Consider the following 16,640-nt stretch of genomic DNA (forward strand, 5'->3'; position numbering starts at 1 on the left):
GCCCCTTAAAATCCATTTAAATAGGTCAAATATCTTTGATTGCCCTTTATCACCAGACTTGGCTAACAATCATAACTATATTGAATCTTCTTGCGTACAGCTATTGACATACTCTCACTTTTTTTATATAATTGATATTGTCTTTAGGGGTATAGCTCAATTGGTAGAGTAGCGGTCTCCAAAACCGTTGGTTGCGGGTTCAAGTCCTGCTGCCCCTGCCATTTTACAAATCAAAAGCCTTACAAAAACCAAACAGAAATATTTTATTAAATAAAGGCAGTACTAAGTTAGTACGGAGCCTTTTTTTATTTCGCTCAAAAATTTTCCTACTCTTTGCCTCTCTTTTTTATATTAGATTATCATTTAAAAAATTCTCTAAAGTATCCAAGCCCTTTACAATAGTATCCATTGAAGTGGCATAAGATAACCTGATGTAACTGTCAGTACCAAAAGCAGCTCCGGGAATTACAGCAACATTGGCCTTCTCTAACAGCACCCATGCTAAATCTATTGAAGAATGGATTTTTACCCCAGATAATTCTCTATTCATAAGTTCAGATATGTTTACATAAACATAAAATGCTCCTTGAGGTTTTTGACAGTTCAAATACCTGATAGAATTAATTTTTTGATACATATAATCTCTTCTCTTCTCAAATTCCAATGCCATAGCTTTGACCTCGTCTTGAGGACCATTTAATGCTGCTGTTGAAGCATATTGAGTAATCGAGCAGGGATGTGACACAGCATGGCTCTGGATGCTGGACATAGCCTTAATTACTCTTTCGTTTGATGCTGCATATCCCAATCTCCACCCTGTCATCGCATAAGCCTTTGACATGCCATTGATGAGTATCGTTATGTTTCTTATATCCTCAGAAAAAGAAGCAATGCTGATATGTTCTGTATTGTCATAGGTCAATCTTTCATAGATTTCATCAGATACTATGTATATATTATTCTTTAGGGCGGCCTCTGCCAGGGACCGAAGCTCTTCTCTTCCATACACTGAGCCTGTAGGGTTATTCGGGGTGTTTAACAGCACAGCTTTTGTTTTACCCGTTATGGCGCCTTCCAATTCTTCCTTTGTCATTTTAAAGCCGTTTTCCGCCCTTGTATTAACCAGAACAGGGATACCGCCGTTCAGCTTGATGATCTCAGTATAGCTGACCCAATAAGGGACAGGAACGACTACTTCATCTCCCGGGTTTAAGATTGCCGCAAATGCATTTGACAGAGAATGCTTGGCACCGCTGGATACCACTATTTCATTGGGGTTATACTTTATCCTGTTTTCTCTTTCCAATTTAGCACATATGGCTTTTCTTAAATCTAAAGTTCCCTGAGCAGCAGTGTATCTGGTAAAACCAGTGTTAATTGCTTCTATTGCAGACTTTCTGATGTATTCGGGAGTATCAAAATCGGGTTCTCCGGCACCGAAGCCATAAACCTTTATACCTTCAGAAATCATCTGTTTCAGCTTCGAATCAATGGCTAATGTTAACGATGGATTAATCTTATCTGCTTTATCAGAAATTTTTAATTGCATTTTAAAACCTCCAGCTGTGAATAAATTTTTACTTTTTTGCCAGATCTGCAGCTCTTTTTAGATCCAGAACTTTAGTATAATCAATTGTTATGCTTCCCATAATGGGCTGCCCGTTTTGTTTTATTCCATGGCAGTCTGTTCCCCCGGTCATCAGCAGCTTTCTTTCCTTGGCCATATAAAATAAGTATTTTACAATATCCGGATCATGCTTTGGATGATATACCTCAATGCCTTTTACACCTAAATTCAAAACTTTTACTATGGCTTTTCTGTCTGCAATAAGGCCCGGGTGAGCTAAAACTGGAATTCCGCCGACTTCTTTAATCATATTTATTCCATCTTCCGTTGTGAGTCTGAATCTTTCAACATAGGCAGGGCCGCCTATTCCGATATATCTTTCAAAGGCACCTGCCATACTGTTTACATACTCTTTCTCCACCATAGCCCGAGCTATATGAGGGCGTCCTATACTGCTGCCCTTTGATATTTCCTCTACCTGCTTTAGATTTATATTGATCCCTAAATGATTTAATTTTTCAATCATTGTAACCGCCCGATTATACCTTGCTTTCTGCATTCTTTTCAGATTTTCTAAAAACCAAGGATTATTGTAATCTATGTAATAACCAAGCATATGAATTTCTTTTCCATCTAATTCGGTATTGAGCTCAATCCCCGGAACAATTTCTAATTTATCAGGCGCACTATTGCTTTTAATTGCATTATCTATGCCCGATACCGTATCATGATCAGTTATGCCTATCGCACGCAACCTTTTTTTAAAGGCCCAATCAACTACTTCTGAAGGGCTCAAAAGTCCATCCGATGCATCAGTATGTATGTGTAAATCAGCATATTCCATATAAGACACCTCTATTACAGCATTATACCCTAATTATGAAAGAATTAATATAAAATAATTTGATTCAAAAACAAAAGCACCTTAAAAGTGCTCTTGCTATTTCAAGTATATTTTTGTTTATCTGGAGTTTATTATCAGCTTTATAGCTGTTCTTTCTTCTCCTTCAATGTCTATATCAGTAAATGCAGGCACACATACCAAATCCATGCCGCTTGGTGCTACAAAGCCTCTTGCTATCGCTACTGCCTTTATTGCTTGATTAAGAGCCCCGGCACCAATAGCCTGAATTTCTGCTCCGCCATTTTCCCTTAATACCCCAGCAAGAGCTCCGGCAACTGAATTGGGATTAGATTTTGAAGATACTTTTAATACTTCCATTTATAATGCCCCCTTAAAACCACATATATTTAGTAATACATCCAAAATATTCTACATATAATGTGAAAATCCTTTTTTTAATAGCTATTTATACTAAATTTAGTCGTTTTATGTGGCTTACATGATTATTTTCATCAATTCTTAGCAAAACTGCATTTATTTGTCCCGAATCTTCCTCAGCTTCAAATCTTCCCGGAAGACTTGATATAAATTTTTTAATTATTATATCCTTTTTTACCCCGAGCACAGAATTCAAAGGCCCTGTCATCCCTACATCAGTTATGTAGCCTGTGCCTTTTGGCAGTATGCGTTCATCAGCGGTTTGCACATGAGTGTGAGTGCCTAATACAGCTGTAATACGGCCATCAAGAAACCAGCCCATGGCAATTTTTTCTGAAGTGGCTTCTGCATGAAAATCCAGTATTTTTATTTCCACATTATCTCCTATCTCAGAGAGGAGACTGTCAATCGTTTTGAATGGGCATTCAATGCAATCCATAAATACCCTTCCGCACATATTGATGATTGCTGCTTTGCGGCCATTTACTTCTACAATTACATAAGGCTTGCCGGGGGTTCCCAGCGGATAATTTGCAGGCCTTACCAGCCGGTCTGCATCATCAATAAAGTCAAAAATCTTTTTTTGTGCCCATGCATGATTTCCTAAAGTGATAACATCTATTCCATAGCTGAGCAAATCTTCATATATTTCCTTTGTTATGCCTACGCCGCCGGCGCTGTTTTCTCCATTGGCAATGATCAAATCAACGGAATTCTCCTCTTTAATTCTTGACAGATTCTCTTTTATTAAATTTCTTCCTGTTCTTCCGAATATGTCGCCAATAAATAATACGACCATTTTACTGTCCTCCTCAAGAATATTGTCGCTGCTTATGTAATAAGTATTATACCATTATGTAATAATTATATATAAGGCATATTTTAAAAAGAACGGTTAAGACCGTTCTTTTTTCATTTTGCATATTCAATTGCCCTTGTTTCTCTGATCACATTTATTTTTATTTGACCGGGATATTCAAGTTCATCCTCTATCCTTTTAACTATGTCCCTGGCGATATAAACTATCTCAGAATCACTTATATCCTCAGGTTTTACCATAATTCTTATTTCTCTACCGGCTTGAATTGCAAAAGATTTTTCTACTCCATCAAAGGAATTTGCTATTTCCTCGAGTTTTTCAAGTCTCTTTATATAGGACTCTAATGTCTCTCTCCTGGCACCGGGCCTTGCTGCAGAAATCGCATCTGCGGCCTGAACCAGCACTGCTTCCACAGTATTTGTTTCCACATCACCATGATGGGCTAATATAGCATGTATGACTTCTGGAGACTCCTTATATTTCTTTGCCAAATCAGCGCCAATTTGTACATGTGGACCTTCAACTTCATGGTCTACTGCCTTACCTATATCATGCAGCAAACCTGCTCTTTTCGCAAGATTTACATCAGCTCCTAATTCAGCGGCCATAGCTGCAGCTAAATGGGATACTTCGATGGAATGATTCAGCACGCTTTGTCCATAGCTTGTTCTGAATCTAAGCCTGCCAAGTAATTTTATGAGCTCGGGATGCAAGCCATGTACTCCTGTATCGAAGGTAGCCTGCTCTCCTTGTTCTCGGATATAATTCTCAACTTCTTTTTTTGACTTTTCAACCATTTCTTCAATTCTGGCTGGATGTATTCTGCCGTCAATTATCAGCTTTTCTAAAGCTACGCGGGCAATTTCCCTTCTTATCGGGTCAAAACCGGACAAAATAACGGCTTCCGGTGTATCATCAATGATTAAGTCAACTCCTGTAAGAGTCTCTAATGTCCTAATGTTTCTTCCTTCTCTTCCAATTATTCTGCCTTTCATCTCATCATTTGGCAATGATACTACAGAAACAGTTGTTTCTGCTACGTGATCGGCTGCATTTTTTTGAATAGCATATGCTATTATTTCCTTTGACTTTCTATCTGCTTCTTCTTTCGCTTTCGTTTCAATGTCTTTAATCATTATAGCAGCTTCATGTCTGATTTGCTTCTCAATATCATTCAGAAGCAATTGCCTGGCTTCTTCGGATGACAAGTTTGATATATGTTCCAGTTCCTTTAGCTGTTTATTATATAACTCCTGAACCTCATCATGAACTTTCTGAATTTCTTTTTGCTTTTTGCTTATTATCTCTTCTCTCTGCTCAACAGCCTCAACCTTTTTATCAAAAAGCTCTTCTCTTTGCAGAAGTCTTCTCTCTATTCTCTGAATTTCATTTCTTCTATCCTTAATCTCTCTATCTAATTCAGATCTTGATTTATGAATCTCTTCTTTTGCTTCCAGCAAAATTTCTTTCTTTCTTGTCTCCGCATCCTTTTGGGCATCATCTACTATCTTTTTTGCTGCTTCCTCTGCATTTTTAATCTTTGACTCAGCAATAAATCTCCTAATAAAATACCCAGCAACAAGGCAAACTAACCCAACTGCTATACTTATAACAGTATTTATTGTAGTTATAGTATTTTCACCTCCTTAGTCTTTCAATATGAAATTATCTAAGACCATTATTATTTTGTATAATTCCTTTGATACACCATATCAAAATAATTCTATATCTTTTAGTTTTTTTTGTCAAGTTGCTGGAAATTTAGTCTTCATATAACAGTTCAACGATCACCTTATTACAAGTATCTGCACTATATCCCTTGCCTGCAAGATATGAAAAAAGTTTAACTTTATTTGTTTTTGAGTCACCTTTTAATGATTTAAGCTTTTTTTGTGCAGAAGCCAAAGCGGTATCATAATCATTTATAGATATCTCGTTAAATATATTATTCAAAAGCTCTTTATCCAATCCTTTTTGTATCAATTTATAGTACATGGATTTCTTGCTCATACCGGGTTGGCTTGACTTGTCTTCAATCCATCTTTCTGCATATTTCACATCATTAATATATCCATAATCTTTTAACTTACTTATGGTTTCATCGATTACATCATCTGAATAATTTTTTTGTTTTAATTTTTGCACTATTTGATATGAAGTCCTATCTCCGATTGATAGGAGTCTGATACAGTAATTATAGGCTTTGTTAAAGTCCATGATATTCCTCCGCAAAAATATTATATTAGCGCATTGGCTTATCCCTATGCGCTAATATAATATTTGTTTAATCTTCTGTTGTTGCAGGTTCATCTTCTGAAGATACTTTAATCTTTGTCAATCCCAAGTTATTGGCCTCTCTGACTTTTGCTTCGATTTCTCCGGTAACTTCCGGATTATCTTTCAGATATTGCCTAGCGTTTTCCCTGCCTTGACCGAGTCTGATGTCACCGTAAGAGTACCAAGCACCGCTTTTCTGAATTATATCATTGTTAACTGCCACATCCAAAATGCTGCCTTCCTTTGAAATTCCTTCTCCATACATGATATCGAATTCTGCTTGTCTAAAGGGAGGTGCAACCTTATTCTTTACCACCTTTACCCGGGTTCTGCTGCCTACCATGTCATTACCCTGTTTGATCGTTTCAACCCTTCTCACGTCCATCCTGACAGAGGCATAAAATTTTAGGGCTTTTCCGCCGGGTGTAGTTTCCGGATTTCCAAACATTACTCCAACCTTTTCTCTAAGCTGGTTAATAAAAATTGCCGTTGTGTTAGATTTGTTAATAGCACCGGCTAATTTTCTTAAAGCCTGTGACATCAACCTGGCCTGCAGACCTACATGTGCATCACCCATATCACCATCAATTTCAGCTTTAGGTACCAACGCGGCAACCGAATCTATCACTATTACATCGATAGCACCGCTTCTAACCAAAGTTTCGCAAATTTCTAAAGCTTGCTCACCTGTATCAGGCTGTGATACTATCAGATTATCTATATCCACACCAAGTTTTTTTGCATAAATAGGATCCAGTGCGTGTTCCGCATCAATAAAGGCCGCATCACCGCCATTCTTTTGGGCTTCAGCTATAATATGCAAAGCCACGGTAGTTTTTCCCGAAGATTCCGGCCCAAATATTTCTACGACTCTCCCCCTTGGCACTCCACCAATCCCAAGGGCAATATCTAAGTCTAAGGAGCCTGTAGATATGCACTCCAGATTCAGCTTAGTATTTTCTCCTAATTTCATGATTGAACCTTTGCCAAATTGTTTTTCAACTTGACTAATAGCAGCTTCCAGAGCCTTCTTCTTATCATTCATAAGCGATCGCAGGCTAGCCTGCTGCACCTCCTTCTATACGAACATTTGTTCTTATATAATTATATATTAATTTCTAATCTAAGTCAATTATAAAAAATGCGAAGCATTTTTTTAGGTACGTGGGTCGCAACCTAGGGTCATTTGACTATGTTTATTTAATCTCAATGCCTAATATCGTTCTGCGGAGAATATCCAGAGCCTTTGTGCTGGCCTGCCATTTGATTTTAAATCTGTTTCCGCTAAAAATATAAGAATAGCTTTTCACCCCGCTGTCAAGAGCTATTCCAATAAAGCACAAGCCTACAGGTTTTGTTTCGCTGCCGCCTGCCGGTCCTGCTATTCCTGTTATAGACATACCGATATCCGTATTGGAAATTTTTTTAATTCCTGATGCCATCTCCATTGCCGTCTCCATGCTAACGGCACCATACTTATTTATGGTCTCCCTATTTACACCGAGCATATTAATTTTAGCTTCATTGCTATAAGACACTATTCCGTTAAGGAAACTAACCGATGAATCAGGTATGTCGGTAAATCTGCTGGAAATCAAGCCTCCTGTGCAAGACTCGGCAAAAGCTATCGTTTTTTTCCTGTCTCGAAGCAATCGATTGACTGTTGATTCAAGAGTATCTTCATCGCGTCCATAAATATCTGCACCCAGGATATTACGTATCTGACCTTCGATGTCTTCTATTTTTTTATCTGCTAAATAAGGATCCTGTGTTTTTGCAGTTATCCTTATTTGAACCTCTCCGTCTTTTGCATAGAGTGCGACTGTCGGGTTTGTTTGTTCTGTTATTATTTTTCCGAGGCATTCCTGAATAGCCGGTTCGCCTATTCCTATTACTTTCAAAGTATGAGATTTAATGATATGATCCGATTTGTTCTTTAAAAACGGTACTACCTTTTCTTCAAACATGGGGATCATCTCTTTAGGAGGTCCGGGAAGTGCAATATAAATTTTATTGTCATATTCCCCTATGGTTCCCGGAGCAGTGCCATTGTTGTTTTTTATTGCTTTGCTTCCATCCGGCACATATGCCTGTCTTTCATTTATTATGGGCATAGAGGTTTTATATCTTTTAAACTGATCCCTGATCCTTTCAAGTGATGGTTTATCCAATCTCATTTCTACGCCTAAAGCTTTTGATAAGCCTAATTTTGTGATATCATCATCCGTAGGCCCTAAGCCGCCTGTGGTGATTATGATATCAGACCTGCTTCCTGCCAGTTTTATTGCTTCTATCAATCTTCCTAAATTATCTCCGACAACAACTTGGTAATATACGTCTATTCCTAAAGCTGATAACCTTTGCGATATATATTGGGCATTGGTATTAACAATATCGCCTAACAGCAGTTCAGTGCCTACTGCAATTATTTCACATTTCATTTTTACTACCTCTCACACATTATGTTCCATGGCTTTTATATGCTTTGCAAAATAGTCTGCTCCCGATGCAACAGTAATAAATAGAGAAAGATATATAAAGACTATATCCATAGGGATATTTATAAGACTAAAAGGATAATTGTTCAAAAATAGCATTACAATAGTAATAATTTGTATTACAGTTTTAAATTTGCCTAAATTACTGGCGGCTATTACAATATTTTTATTGGCAGCTATGCCTCGAAGACCGGTAACAGCAAATTCTCTTGCTAATATTATAAAAACAATCCATGCTTCTATTCTGCCCAATTCAATGAATATAAGAAAAGCACCCGAAACAAGGAGCTTATCGGCTAATGGATCTAGAAACTTTCCTAAATCAGTTATCAAGTTATATTTTCTTGCGTAATACCCGTCCAGTTTGTCTGTAAGCGACGCTATTAAAAAAATGACAAGGGCTATCTCCATGTTATATGGAATATCGATCAGCATAAACAGCATAAAAACCGGTATCAATATTATCCTTAAAACTGTTATTTTATTTGCTATGTTCATCTGCGTTCTCCCCTAATAAATCATAGTCAGCGGCATCGGTTATTAATACATCAGCAAAGCTACCCATTTTGATATCATTATTCGATGTAAAAAACACCAAGCCATCAATCTCCGGCGCATCCCTATATGACCTGCCTATATATCGGCCATCTTCAAAGCCTTCTACCAGGACTTTAAGTGTCTTTCCTACACAGCCTCTATTCTTCTTCAGCGAAATATCCATTTGCAAAGACATAAGGATATCCTGCCTTTTTTGCTTTATATCTTCCTCAACTTGATAGGGCAAATTGTAAGCGGGAGTATCCTCTTCCCTTGAGTAAGTGAAAACTCCCATTTTATCGAATTCTGTACTTTTTATAAAATCAGCTAATTCTTCAAAGCTTTCTTCGTCTTCTCCCGGAAAGCCTACAATAAAAGTTGTACGTATAGTTATATCCGGCATCGCTTTCCTTAATTTAGATATGAGCTCAAGAACTTTCTCTTTGGTTGTGTGCCTTCCCATCAGCTTAAGTATTTTGTTGCTCCCATGCTGAATTGGTATGTCGATATATCTGCATATTTTTTTTTCTTGGGCCATGACCTCAATAAGCTCATCGTTAAATTCATCGGGATATGCATACATCAACCGTATCCATTCCACCCCTTTAATTTTTGCAAGCTCCTTCAAGAGTATCGGCAGCATAAGCTTTCCATATAGATCTTTTCCATAAACGGATGTATCCTGGGCTATTATTATTAATTCCTTGGTTCCGTTTAAAGCAAGTGCTTCAGCTTCCTTTATAATTTCTTCAAGCTTCCTGCTCCTATATTTGCCCCTGAGTGACGGTATGATGCAGTAAGTACATCTATTGTCGCATCCTTCCGCTATCTTTAGATATGCAGTATGCTTTTCTGTAGAAACATATCTATCCAGTGTATCTATGTCAACTTTTTCTTGATTGCCATGCATGGATATTTTTTTGCCTTTCAATGTTTGCTCAATCACTTCCGATATAGATTTATAATCTCCGGTTCCTATAATAGCATCAAGCTCAGGCATCTCGTCCAATAATTCATCCTTGTATCTTTCAGATAGGCAGCCTGCTGCAATCAGCACCTTGCATTTACCATATTCTTTATATCGGCCCATCTGTATTATTGTATCTATAGACTCTTGTTTAGCTTTTTCAATAAAACCGCATGTATTAATGATTATTACATCAGCTAAATCAGGGTCAACAATAACCTCATATTTATCCTTCTTTAAAATATTTATCATCACTTCAGAATCTATCAGATTTTTTGCACAGCCTAATGACACCATCGCAACATACATTTATAAACATCTCTCCTTAATTCAACTATGTAAAGTATAATACAGCAATGATTGTTAGTCAAAATATAATTTGCTGCAAAAACTCATTTACATCAGTTCTGCCGTATTGATTGATAACGATTGCAGAGCTCCGGGACTAAGGCTTTGTAACTAAGCCCCTTCACATTGAACGAGACTAACATTCAGTGCTGCACTCTTATATCAGTCAATACAACAGTTATTGCGGTGGAATCAAATTTGTTTTAAAAATTTCCCGGGTAATGATTTTGATGCAAATTAGGGCATATACATCTATTTAATATAATTAACGGCATATTTCTCTTAAATGGTCTCCATTACGCCAAATATCGACTGATTGTTACTGCATATCTCGCCACTGCTCTTTGCTTATAAGTACTTTTCTTGGCTTGCTTCCTTCATACCCTCCTACTATTCGACGTTCCTCCATCTGATCTATTATCCTTGCTGCTCTGCTGTATCCGATTTTTAAGCGCCGCTGAAGCATGAGTATGGATGCCTGGCCGCTTTCGACCACCATGCTTATTGCATCTTTAAGAAGCTCATCCGCATCTCCGTCCTCCTCTTCTTCTTTATCATCATCAAAGTCATTTATTATGCCCTCAACGTAAGCCGGAGCAACTTGTCCCTTGATATAGTCAACTATTGATTCCACTTCTTTATCCGAGATAAATGCACCTTGTACTCTTATGGGCTTTGATTCTCCAACAGGATAATACAGCATGTCGCCCTTACCCAGCAGCTTCTCTGCTCCCCCCATGTCAAGTATGGTTCTTGAGTCTATCTGGGAAGACACTGCAAATGATATCCTTGATGGGATATTAGCCTTGATAAGTCCTGTTATTACATCTACCGAAGGTCTTTGAGTAGCTACAACAAGATGTATGCCCGCCGCTCTGGCCATTTGCGCAAGCCTGCATATAGCATCTTCTACATCGCCGGGAGCCACCATCATAAGATCAGACAGCTCGTCTATTATGATAACAATCTGAGGCAGCTTATCGGCTTCTTCCTGAAATAATCTGTTATAGCCATTTATATCCCGCACATTTTTAGATGCAAAGCTCTTATATCTTTCAGTCATTTCGGAAACCGCCCAGTTTAGCGCTCCTGCAGCTTTTTTAGGATCAGTAACAACAGGCACCAGAAGATGCGGTACGCCGTTATATACGCTTAATTCCACTACCTTAGGGTCGATCAAAAGCATCTTGACCTTATCCGGTGCAGCTTTGAATAATATGCTTGCGATGATAGTATTGATGCAGACACTCTTGCCTGCGCCTGTAGCTCCTGCTATCAGGAGATGAGGCATCTTTGTTATATCGGCCACAATATTTGTTCCAGCCACATCCCTTCCCAGTGCAAAAGCGATATTGGATTTGTTGTTCCTGAATTCTTCGGATTCTATTACCTCTCTAATATATACTGTAGTTATCTCCTTGTTCGGGACTTCAATTCCAACAGCTGCCTTTCCCGGAATAGGGGCTTCAATCCTTATGCCTTGGGAGGCCATGCTTAACGAAATATCATCTGACAGGTTGACAATTTTGCTGACCTTCACCCCGGGACTAAGCTGAAGCTCATATCTGGTAATGGAAGGCCCTACACTGACTTGTGAAACTGTCGCGTCTACATTAAAGTTCTTTAGTGTTTCATCCAAGGTTTTAATATTATTCATTATCTCCTTTTTCATATTTCCCCCCTTACTTTCTTGGGGAGGGAACAATAAGGTAGTGCTCGGAAGGTTGTAATGAGGAAAATGCTGAAGATTGTTTGGTGTCAATTTTTCCTTTGTACAATCCGAATGGGATTTAACCTCCGCTTCCTTAGGTTTAGGCTGAAAATTATTATCAAATTCTTTGCTGAAATCTATGATCTTTACCTTTTTGGTATCAATAGCCTCTTCTCTACCGGCAGAATCCACAGCTGTCTCTATTGCTGCCTTATCTTTTCCAACAACCTGCACAGGCTTTTTGTTGAGTATTTTCTTTGGGTTCAGCGATGAAAATACTTTTATAATAAAGGATTTCATAAAATCTAATGATGAAGCGGCTGTAATGCCGGTAAACATTATTAATGATATGATGAACAGGCCCGTGATCACAATAGAAGTTCCGGTAGTGCCGAAAACCTTAACCATAATATAGCCCAGAGCAGTTCCGATTATTCCCCCGCCTATGCTTTGGGTACCTAATTCGTAAGCTGCTATAATGCTTTCTATATAATCAAGAGCAGCTTCTTGGAATATCTTTATATTGATCAAATATAAAAGCATCAAGAGAGTAATAAATGCCAGACAAAATGAATAAAATTTTATATTCAATTTCATCTTGTCCTTAAGATAGAAAGCCGCAACACCAAAGATGAGTATCAAAAGAGGAAAAAAATATGAGCCTATACCAAATGTTCCAAATAATATTTTTTTGATATATCCCCCTGCCAAGCCGGAATTTCTATCAAATATGCATATATAGATATAAACTGCTGCAAGTATAGAAAGAACTCCTGCTATATCAAATTTTAATCTTGTTGTTTTTTTGTTTTTTGCCAATAATATCACCCCAAAATTTAATTCTACATAAATAGTAAAAATCCTTTAGTTTAAAGATTAAATGCAATTATAAAATGTTTTATAATTGCATTTAATCTTTATTTATCTTTTATTATACTCCTCAGCTTTTCCAAAGCGTCCTTCAATCCGCCGATTTCATCGATCAACCCATATTCCACCGCTTCCATGCCTACCAATACCGTCCCTACATCATTGGCCAATTCACTTGTTGTAAACATAAGCTTCTTTAGAGTAGCCTTTTTTATATTGCTATGATGTGTTACAAAGCTTATTATCCTTTCTTGCATTTTATTGAAATAATCATAGGTTTGCGGGACTCCGATAATCAAGCCGTTCATCCTTATTGGATGTATGGTCATAGTTGCCGTAGGAGCTATGTAAGAATAATCCGTTGATACTGCTAAAGGCACTCCTATGCTGTGCCCTCCGCCCAGCACTATTGAAACAGTAGGCTTGCTCATGGTGTTTATTAGCTCTGCAATCGCTAAGCCTGCTTCTACATCACCCCCAACCGTATTAAGTATAAGAAGCAATCCTTCTATCTCATTGCTTTCTTCAACTGCAACTATTTGGGGTATGATATGCTCATATTTTGTGGCTTTGTTCTGAGGAGGCAGCATTATGTGTCCTTCTATCTGGCCTATTATGGTCATAGCATAGATATTGCTTTTGAATTCAGGTACTTTTACTTCTCCCAGCTCTTTTAATGTTTCAACCGGCTTATTTTCATCCTTCTTTTCTTCCTCTTCGGAGTTCTGCCCATTAAGATATCCGTTATACAATGCTCTTCACTCCTAAATTTGATGTTTAATATATTTTTGCCATTTAAGCTTTTAGTATACAAAATCAAAAGTCTTGCTGCTCAGTCAATACAGCAAGACTTTTGCTCATAATCATTTGGTTTTACCCAATTCAAATTTCTTGTGAAGAGCGTTTACAGCTGCGTTGGTATTTTCACTCTTTATAAGGCAGGATATGGTTGTATGTGAATCCGATGTTTGAAGTATATCAATATTGCTTTCACTTAATCCCTCTATCATTTTGGCCATAACGCCCGGCATGCCTCTCATCTTGTTGCCTATTATTGTGACCTTAGTGCAATTTGGTATGGCTGTAAAGTTATATCCTTGAGATTTCAATATATTCTCTAATTTAGATCCATTTATGCTGTCTACAATAAAGATCTTCAAGTCTGAATATATATTTATCATATCTATGCTTATATTTTCAGCTGCGATTATATTAAACAATAAAGTATCCTTTTCATATTGATCAGCGGAGCCATCAAAGCTAATTCTAAATTGAGTTCTATTTCCAATTTGAGCTATTGCTGTGATGAGCTGATCGTTTTTATCGTATCTATACCTTCTGGATTTATCATAGTTAGTTATCAAAGTCCCTGTATTTTCTGTCAATGTGCTTTTTATAAGAAGTGGAATATTGCTCCTCATAGCTATCTCCACAGCTCTGGGATGTATAACCTTAGCTCCATACTCAGCCATTTGAAAGATTTCATTGTAAAATATAGTGCTCATTACCTGGGCATCTGGCACAATAGCAGGGTCAGCTGTCATAACTCCATCCACATCAGTATATATCTCAATTATTTCCGCATTGATAGCTTCTCCAATTATTGAGGCTGTTACATCACTTCCGCCTCTTCCCAAGGTTGTAATATTACCTTCTTCTGTCATGCCTTGAAATCCGGCAATAATAGGTATAATATTTTTTTCGATGCAATCTAAAATATTTGACGGTTCTACTTTTAAGACCTCTGCATCTCCATAGTTTTCATCAGTTATTATTCCTGCTTGGCCTCCGGTTAAAACTTTGCATTCATAGCCCATCTTTTTTAATGTATTGGCTAAAACAACACAAGATATTACTTCTCCGCAGGACATAAGCAAATCCATTTCTCTGGGGTTAGGCTCTATTCCTACGGATTTTGCTAAATTGATCAGGGTGTCAGTTGCATATGGATCTCCGCTTCGTCCTATGGCTGAGACCACTACCACTGGGTAATAGTCTTTTTTCTTTGCAAATTCGATCTTATTTACAACCATATTTCTTCTCTCTTGATCTGCAACTGAGGTTCCGCCGAATTTTTGTACGATAAGTCTCATAATATCCTCTCACCTTTAACTAAAATATGTTTTGGATTATTAGGGGCTGAATTTGCTTTCCTTCTATCGCCATTTCAACAGTTGGAAGTATCATATCCATTCTGGCAATCAAAGAATTGCATTTTACATAGGGACTGTCTTGTCCAAATGGAACAAAATAATAATACTTGGTATTTAATAAAATCCCTAAATTTTTTGCATTCATCCCTAGTCCATCATTTGTAGATATTCCAATTATAACAGGCTTCATCCCTCTTAGATGAGCCTTGGCAGCCATCAATAGAGGCGTATCAGTTATGGCATTTGCCAGCTTAGCAATAGTATTACCTGTGCAGGGAGCTATAACAAGTACATCCAAAAGGCTATTCGGGCCTATAGGTTCTGCGTCTTGTATTGTCAAAATGCTTTTATTGCCCGTAATCTTTTCAATTTTGTCAATCCAATCTTCTGCTTTTCCAAATCTGGTATCCATAGTAGAGGCATTCAGTGAAAAAATTGGAATTACATTTGCCTTTTCATCTATCATCTTCTGTATCTCATCTGTTATTTTGCTAAATGTACAAAACGAGCCTGTGATCCCAAAGCCAATATTCAAACCCTCGACTTTCATGAGTGACCTCCTCTATATTATAAATTAAACCTGCTTTCAGTGCAAAATAAATATGGTATCAAATATAATTTTAGCAGCTGACTTGGGAGATATTTTGCCCGGCAAGCCTAAAGCATGGATGATTTTAATCCCTTTTCCAATAGCATAGCTATGATCTAAGCCACCTGGTTTCGAAGCTAGATCAATAATTAATGCATCTTCTTTCACTGCATCAACCAGCATATTAGGTATGATCAATGCAGGCACTGTATTTATAATGATGTCCATATCACCTATAATTTTATCTATCTCATCAGTCTTTAAGCCTTTGTATCCGTTCAGATCAATCCAGGCCACGTCTGTATTCTTTCTGGCAGCTACATACAGTTCAGGATTAAATGCCTTTAAATGACCGGCCAACACTTTCCCAATGCGTCCATAGCCTATTACTAAGATGCTGCTTTTATAAATCGTTGTATTTCTTTCATTTATTATTACCGATATAGCGCCTTCAGCAGTTGCTGCGGCGTTGAATATTTGAAAGCATTCATCCTTATTATAGTCTAAATAAGCCAATTTTTTCTTCTGTGCAAGATCGATAAAATATGAATCCGGAGCGCCTAATATGAGTTTCTTATCTGGATCTAAGAGATTTATGAAGCTTTCTGTAAAGGCTGCTTTCCCAGAAAGCTTCATATTTATTTTATCTCCCCAGTTAAATGGAATAGGGCCTATTATAGTGTTGTTTTCTTGTATTCCTTCTTTTATGGTTTCGTACTCTTTTACGCCTTCTAATTGCAAATTTTCATGGCCATATGTCGATATTCTATAGCCTTCTCTCTGATATAATTTTATTAATTCTTCAATCCTTTCATCGCCGCCAAGGATCATTATTTTATCGGTTTTCTCAATAATCACGCCGCTCCCTCCATTAAAAGAACTCAGAGCTCAGAACTTGAGCTCAAGGTGAATGTATTCCTTTTGGGTCTTAGGGCTACTTAGTCCATTAATGCACTCTTATATCAGTCAGGACAAGAGAATGAATTAAAGCTATTGCAGTAAAATCAACTATTATATATTA

At 37.5% G+C, this 16,640-nt stretch carries 15 protein-coding genes and 1 tRNA gene; 1 reads left to right on the forward strand and 15 read right to left on the reverse strand.

Annotated elements, in window-relative coordinates:
• Positions 1–145: 145 nt before the first annotated feature.
• Positions 146–221, forward strand: a tRNA-Trp gene (locus tag AC4HCY_RS12930).
• Between the two features lie 125 nt (positions 222–346).
• On the opposite strand, the gene AC4HCY_RS12935 is transcribed toward AC4HCY_RS12930, so the two are convergent.
• The 15 genes from AC4HCY_RS12935 to AC4HCY_RS13005 form a co-directional block, all read right to left on the reverse strand.
• Positions 347–1,549, reverse strand: a complete 1,203-nt coding sequence (locus AC4HCY_RS12935; RefSeq protein WP_491094386.1) for a pyridoxal phosphate-dependent aminotransferase — start codon at positions 1,547–1,549, stop codon at positions 347–349.
• Positions 1,550–1,577: 28 nt separating this feature from the next.
• On the reverse strand, positions 1,578–2,411 hold the full coding sequence (locus AC4HCY_RS12940; protein ID WP_323430974.1) for a PHP domain-containing protein: 834 nt from the start codon (positions 2,409–2,411) through the stop codon (positions 1,578–1,580).
• A gap of 117 nt (positions 2,412–2,528) precedes the next feature.
• Positions 2,529–2,789, reverse strand: coding sequence for a stage V sporulation protein S (locus AC4HCY_RS12945; RefSeq protein ID WP_255227408.1), 261 nt, complete (start codon positions 2,787–2,789; stop codon positions 2,529–2,531).
• Positions 2,790–2,877: 88 nt separating this feature from the next.
• Entirely contained in the window at positions 2,878–3,648 is a 771-nt protein-coding gene (locus tag AC4HCY_RS12950; protein ID WP_491094387.1) for a TIGR00282 family metallophosphoesterase, read from the reverse strand.
• A 113-nt stretch (positions 3,649–3,761) separates the two neighbouring features.
• The gene (gene rny, locus AC4HCY_RS12955; RefSeq protein ID WP_491096121.1) at positions 3,762–5,300 is read right to left on the reverse strand and encodes a ribonuclease Y; all 1,539 of its coding nucleotides are present in this window, start codon (positions 5,298–5,300) and stop codon (positions 3,762–3,764) included.
• A gap of 130 nt (positions 5,301–5,430) precedes the next feature.
• Entirely contained in the window at positions 5,431–5,886 is a 456-nt protein-coding gene (locus tag AC4HCY_RS12960) for a regulatory protein RecX (protein WP_323430972.1), read from the reverse strand.
• 67 nt (positions 5,887–5,953) lie between these two features.
• On the reverse strand, positions 5,954–6,991 hold the full coding sequence (gene recA / locus AC4HCY_RS12965; RefSeq protein ID WP_323430971.1) for a recombinase RecA: 1,038 nt from the start codon (positions 6,989–6,991) through the stop codon (positions 5,954–5,956).
• A 151-nt stretch (positions 6,992–7,142) separates the two neighbouring features.
• A complete protein-coding gene (locus tag AC4HCY_RS12970; RefSeq protein WP_491094388.1) occupies positions 7,143–8,387 on the reverse strand; it encodes a competence/damage-inducible protein A in 1,245 nt (414 codons plus the stop codon).
• 12 nt (positions 8,388–8,399) lie between these two features.
• Positions 8,400–8,942, reverse strand: a complete 543-nt coding sequence (pgsA, locus tag AC4HCY_RS12975) for a CDP-diacylglycerol--glycerol-3-phosphate 3-phosphatidyltransferase (RefSeq protein ID WP_491094389.1) — start codon at positions 8,940–8,942, stop codon at positions 8,400–8,402.
• Complete coding sequence (gene rimO / locus AC4HCY_RS12980) at positions 8,926–10,257, reverse strand: 30S ribosomal protein S12 methylthiotransferase RimO (protein WP_491094390.1); 1,332 nt, start codon at positions 10,255–10,257, stop codon at positions 8,926–8,928. Before rimO ends, pgsA begins: the two co-directional genes overlap by 17 nt.
• 358 nt (positions 10,258–10,615) lie before the next feature.
• Complete coding sequence (locus tag AC4HCY_RS12985) at positions 10,616–12,826, reverse strand: FtsK/SpoIIIE family DNA translocase (protein WP_323430967.1); 2,211 nt, start codon at positions 12,824–12,826, stop codon at positions 10,616–10,618.
• Between the two features lie 98 nt (positions 12,827–12,924).
• Positions 12,925–13,629: a ClpP family protease gene (locus tag AC4HCY_RS12990; protein ID WP_323430966.1), complete on the reverse strand. Its 705-nt coding sequence runs from the start codon at positions 13,627–13,629 to the stop codon at positions 12,925–12,927.
• A gap of 111 nt (positions 13,630–13,740) precedes the next feature.
• Complete coding sequence (gene dapG, locus AC4HCY_RS12995) at positions 13,741–14,970, reverse strand: aspartate kinase (protein WP_323430965.1); 1,230 nt, start codon at positions 14,968–14,970, stop codon at positions 13,741–13,743.
• 19 nt (positions 14,971–14,989) lie between these two features.
• Complete coding sequence (locus AC4HCY_RS13000) at positions 14,990–15,580, reverse strand: dipicolinate synthase subunit B (RefSeq protein WP_323430964.1); 591 nt, start codon at positions 15,578–15,580, stop codon at positions 14,990–14,992.
• Between the two features lie 36 nt (positions 15,581–15,616).
• Entirely contained in the window at positions 15,617–16,477 is an 861-nt protein-coding gene (locus AC4HCY_RS13005; RefSeq protein WP_323430963.1) for a dipicolinate synthase subunit DpsA, read from the reverse strand.
• Between the last annotated feature and the right edge of the window lie 163 nt (positions 16,478–16,640).

This window comes from Lutispora sp. QWL-02 (assembly GCF_058315355.1).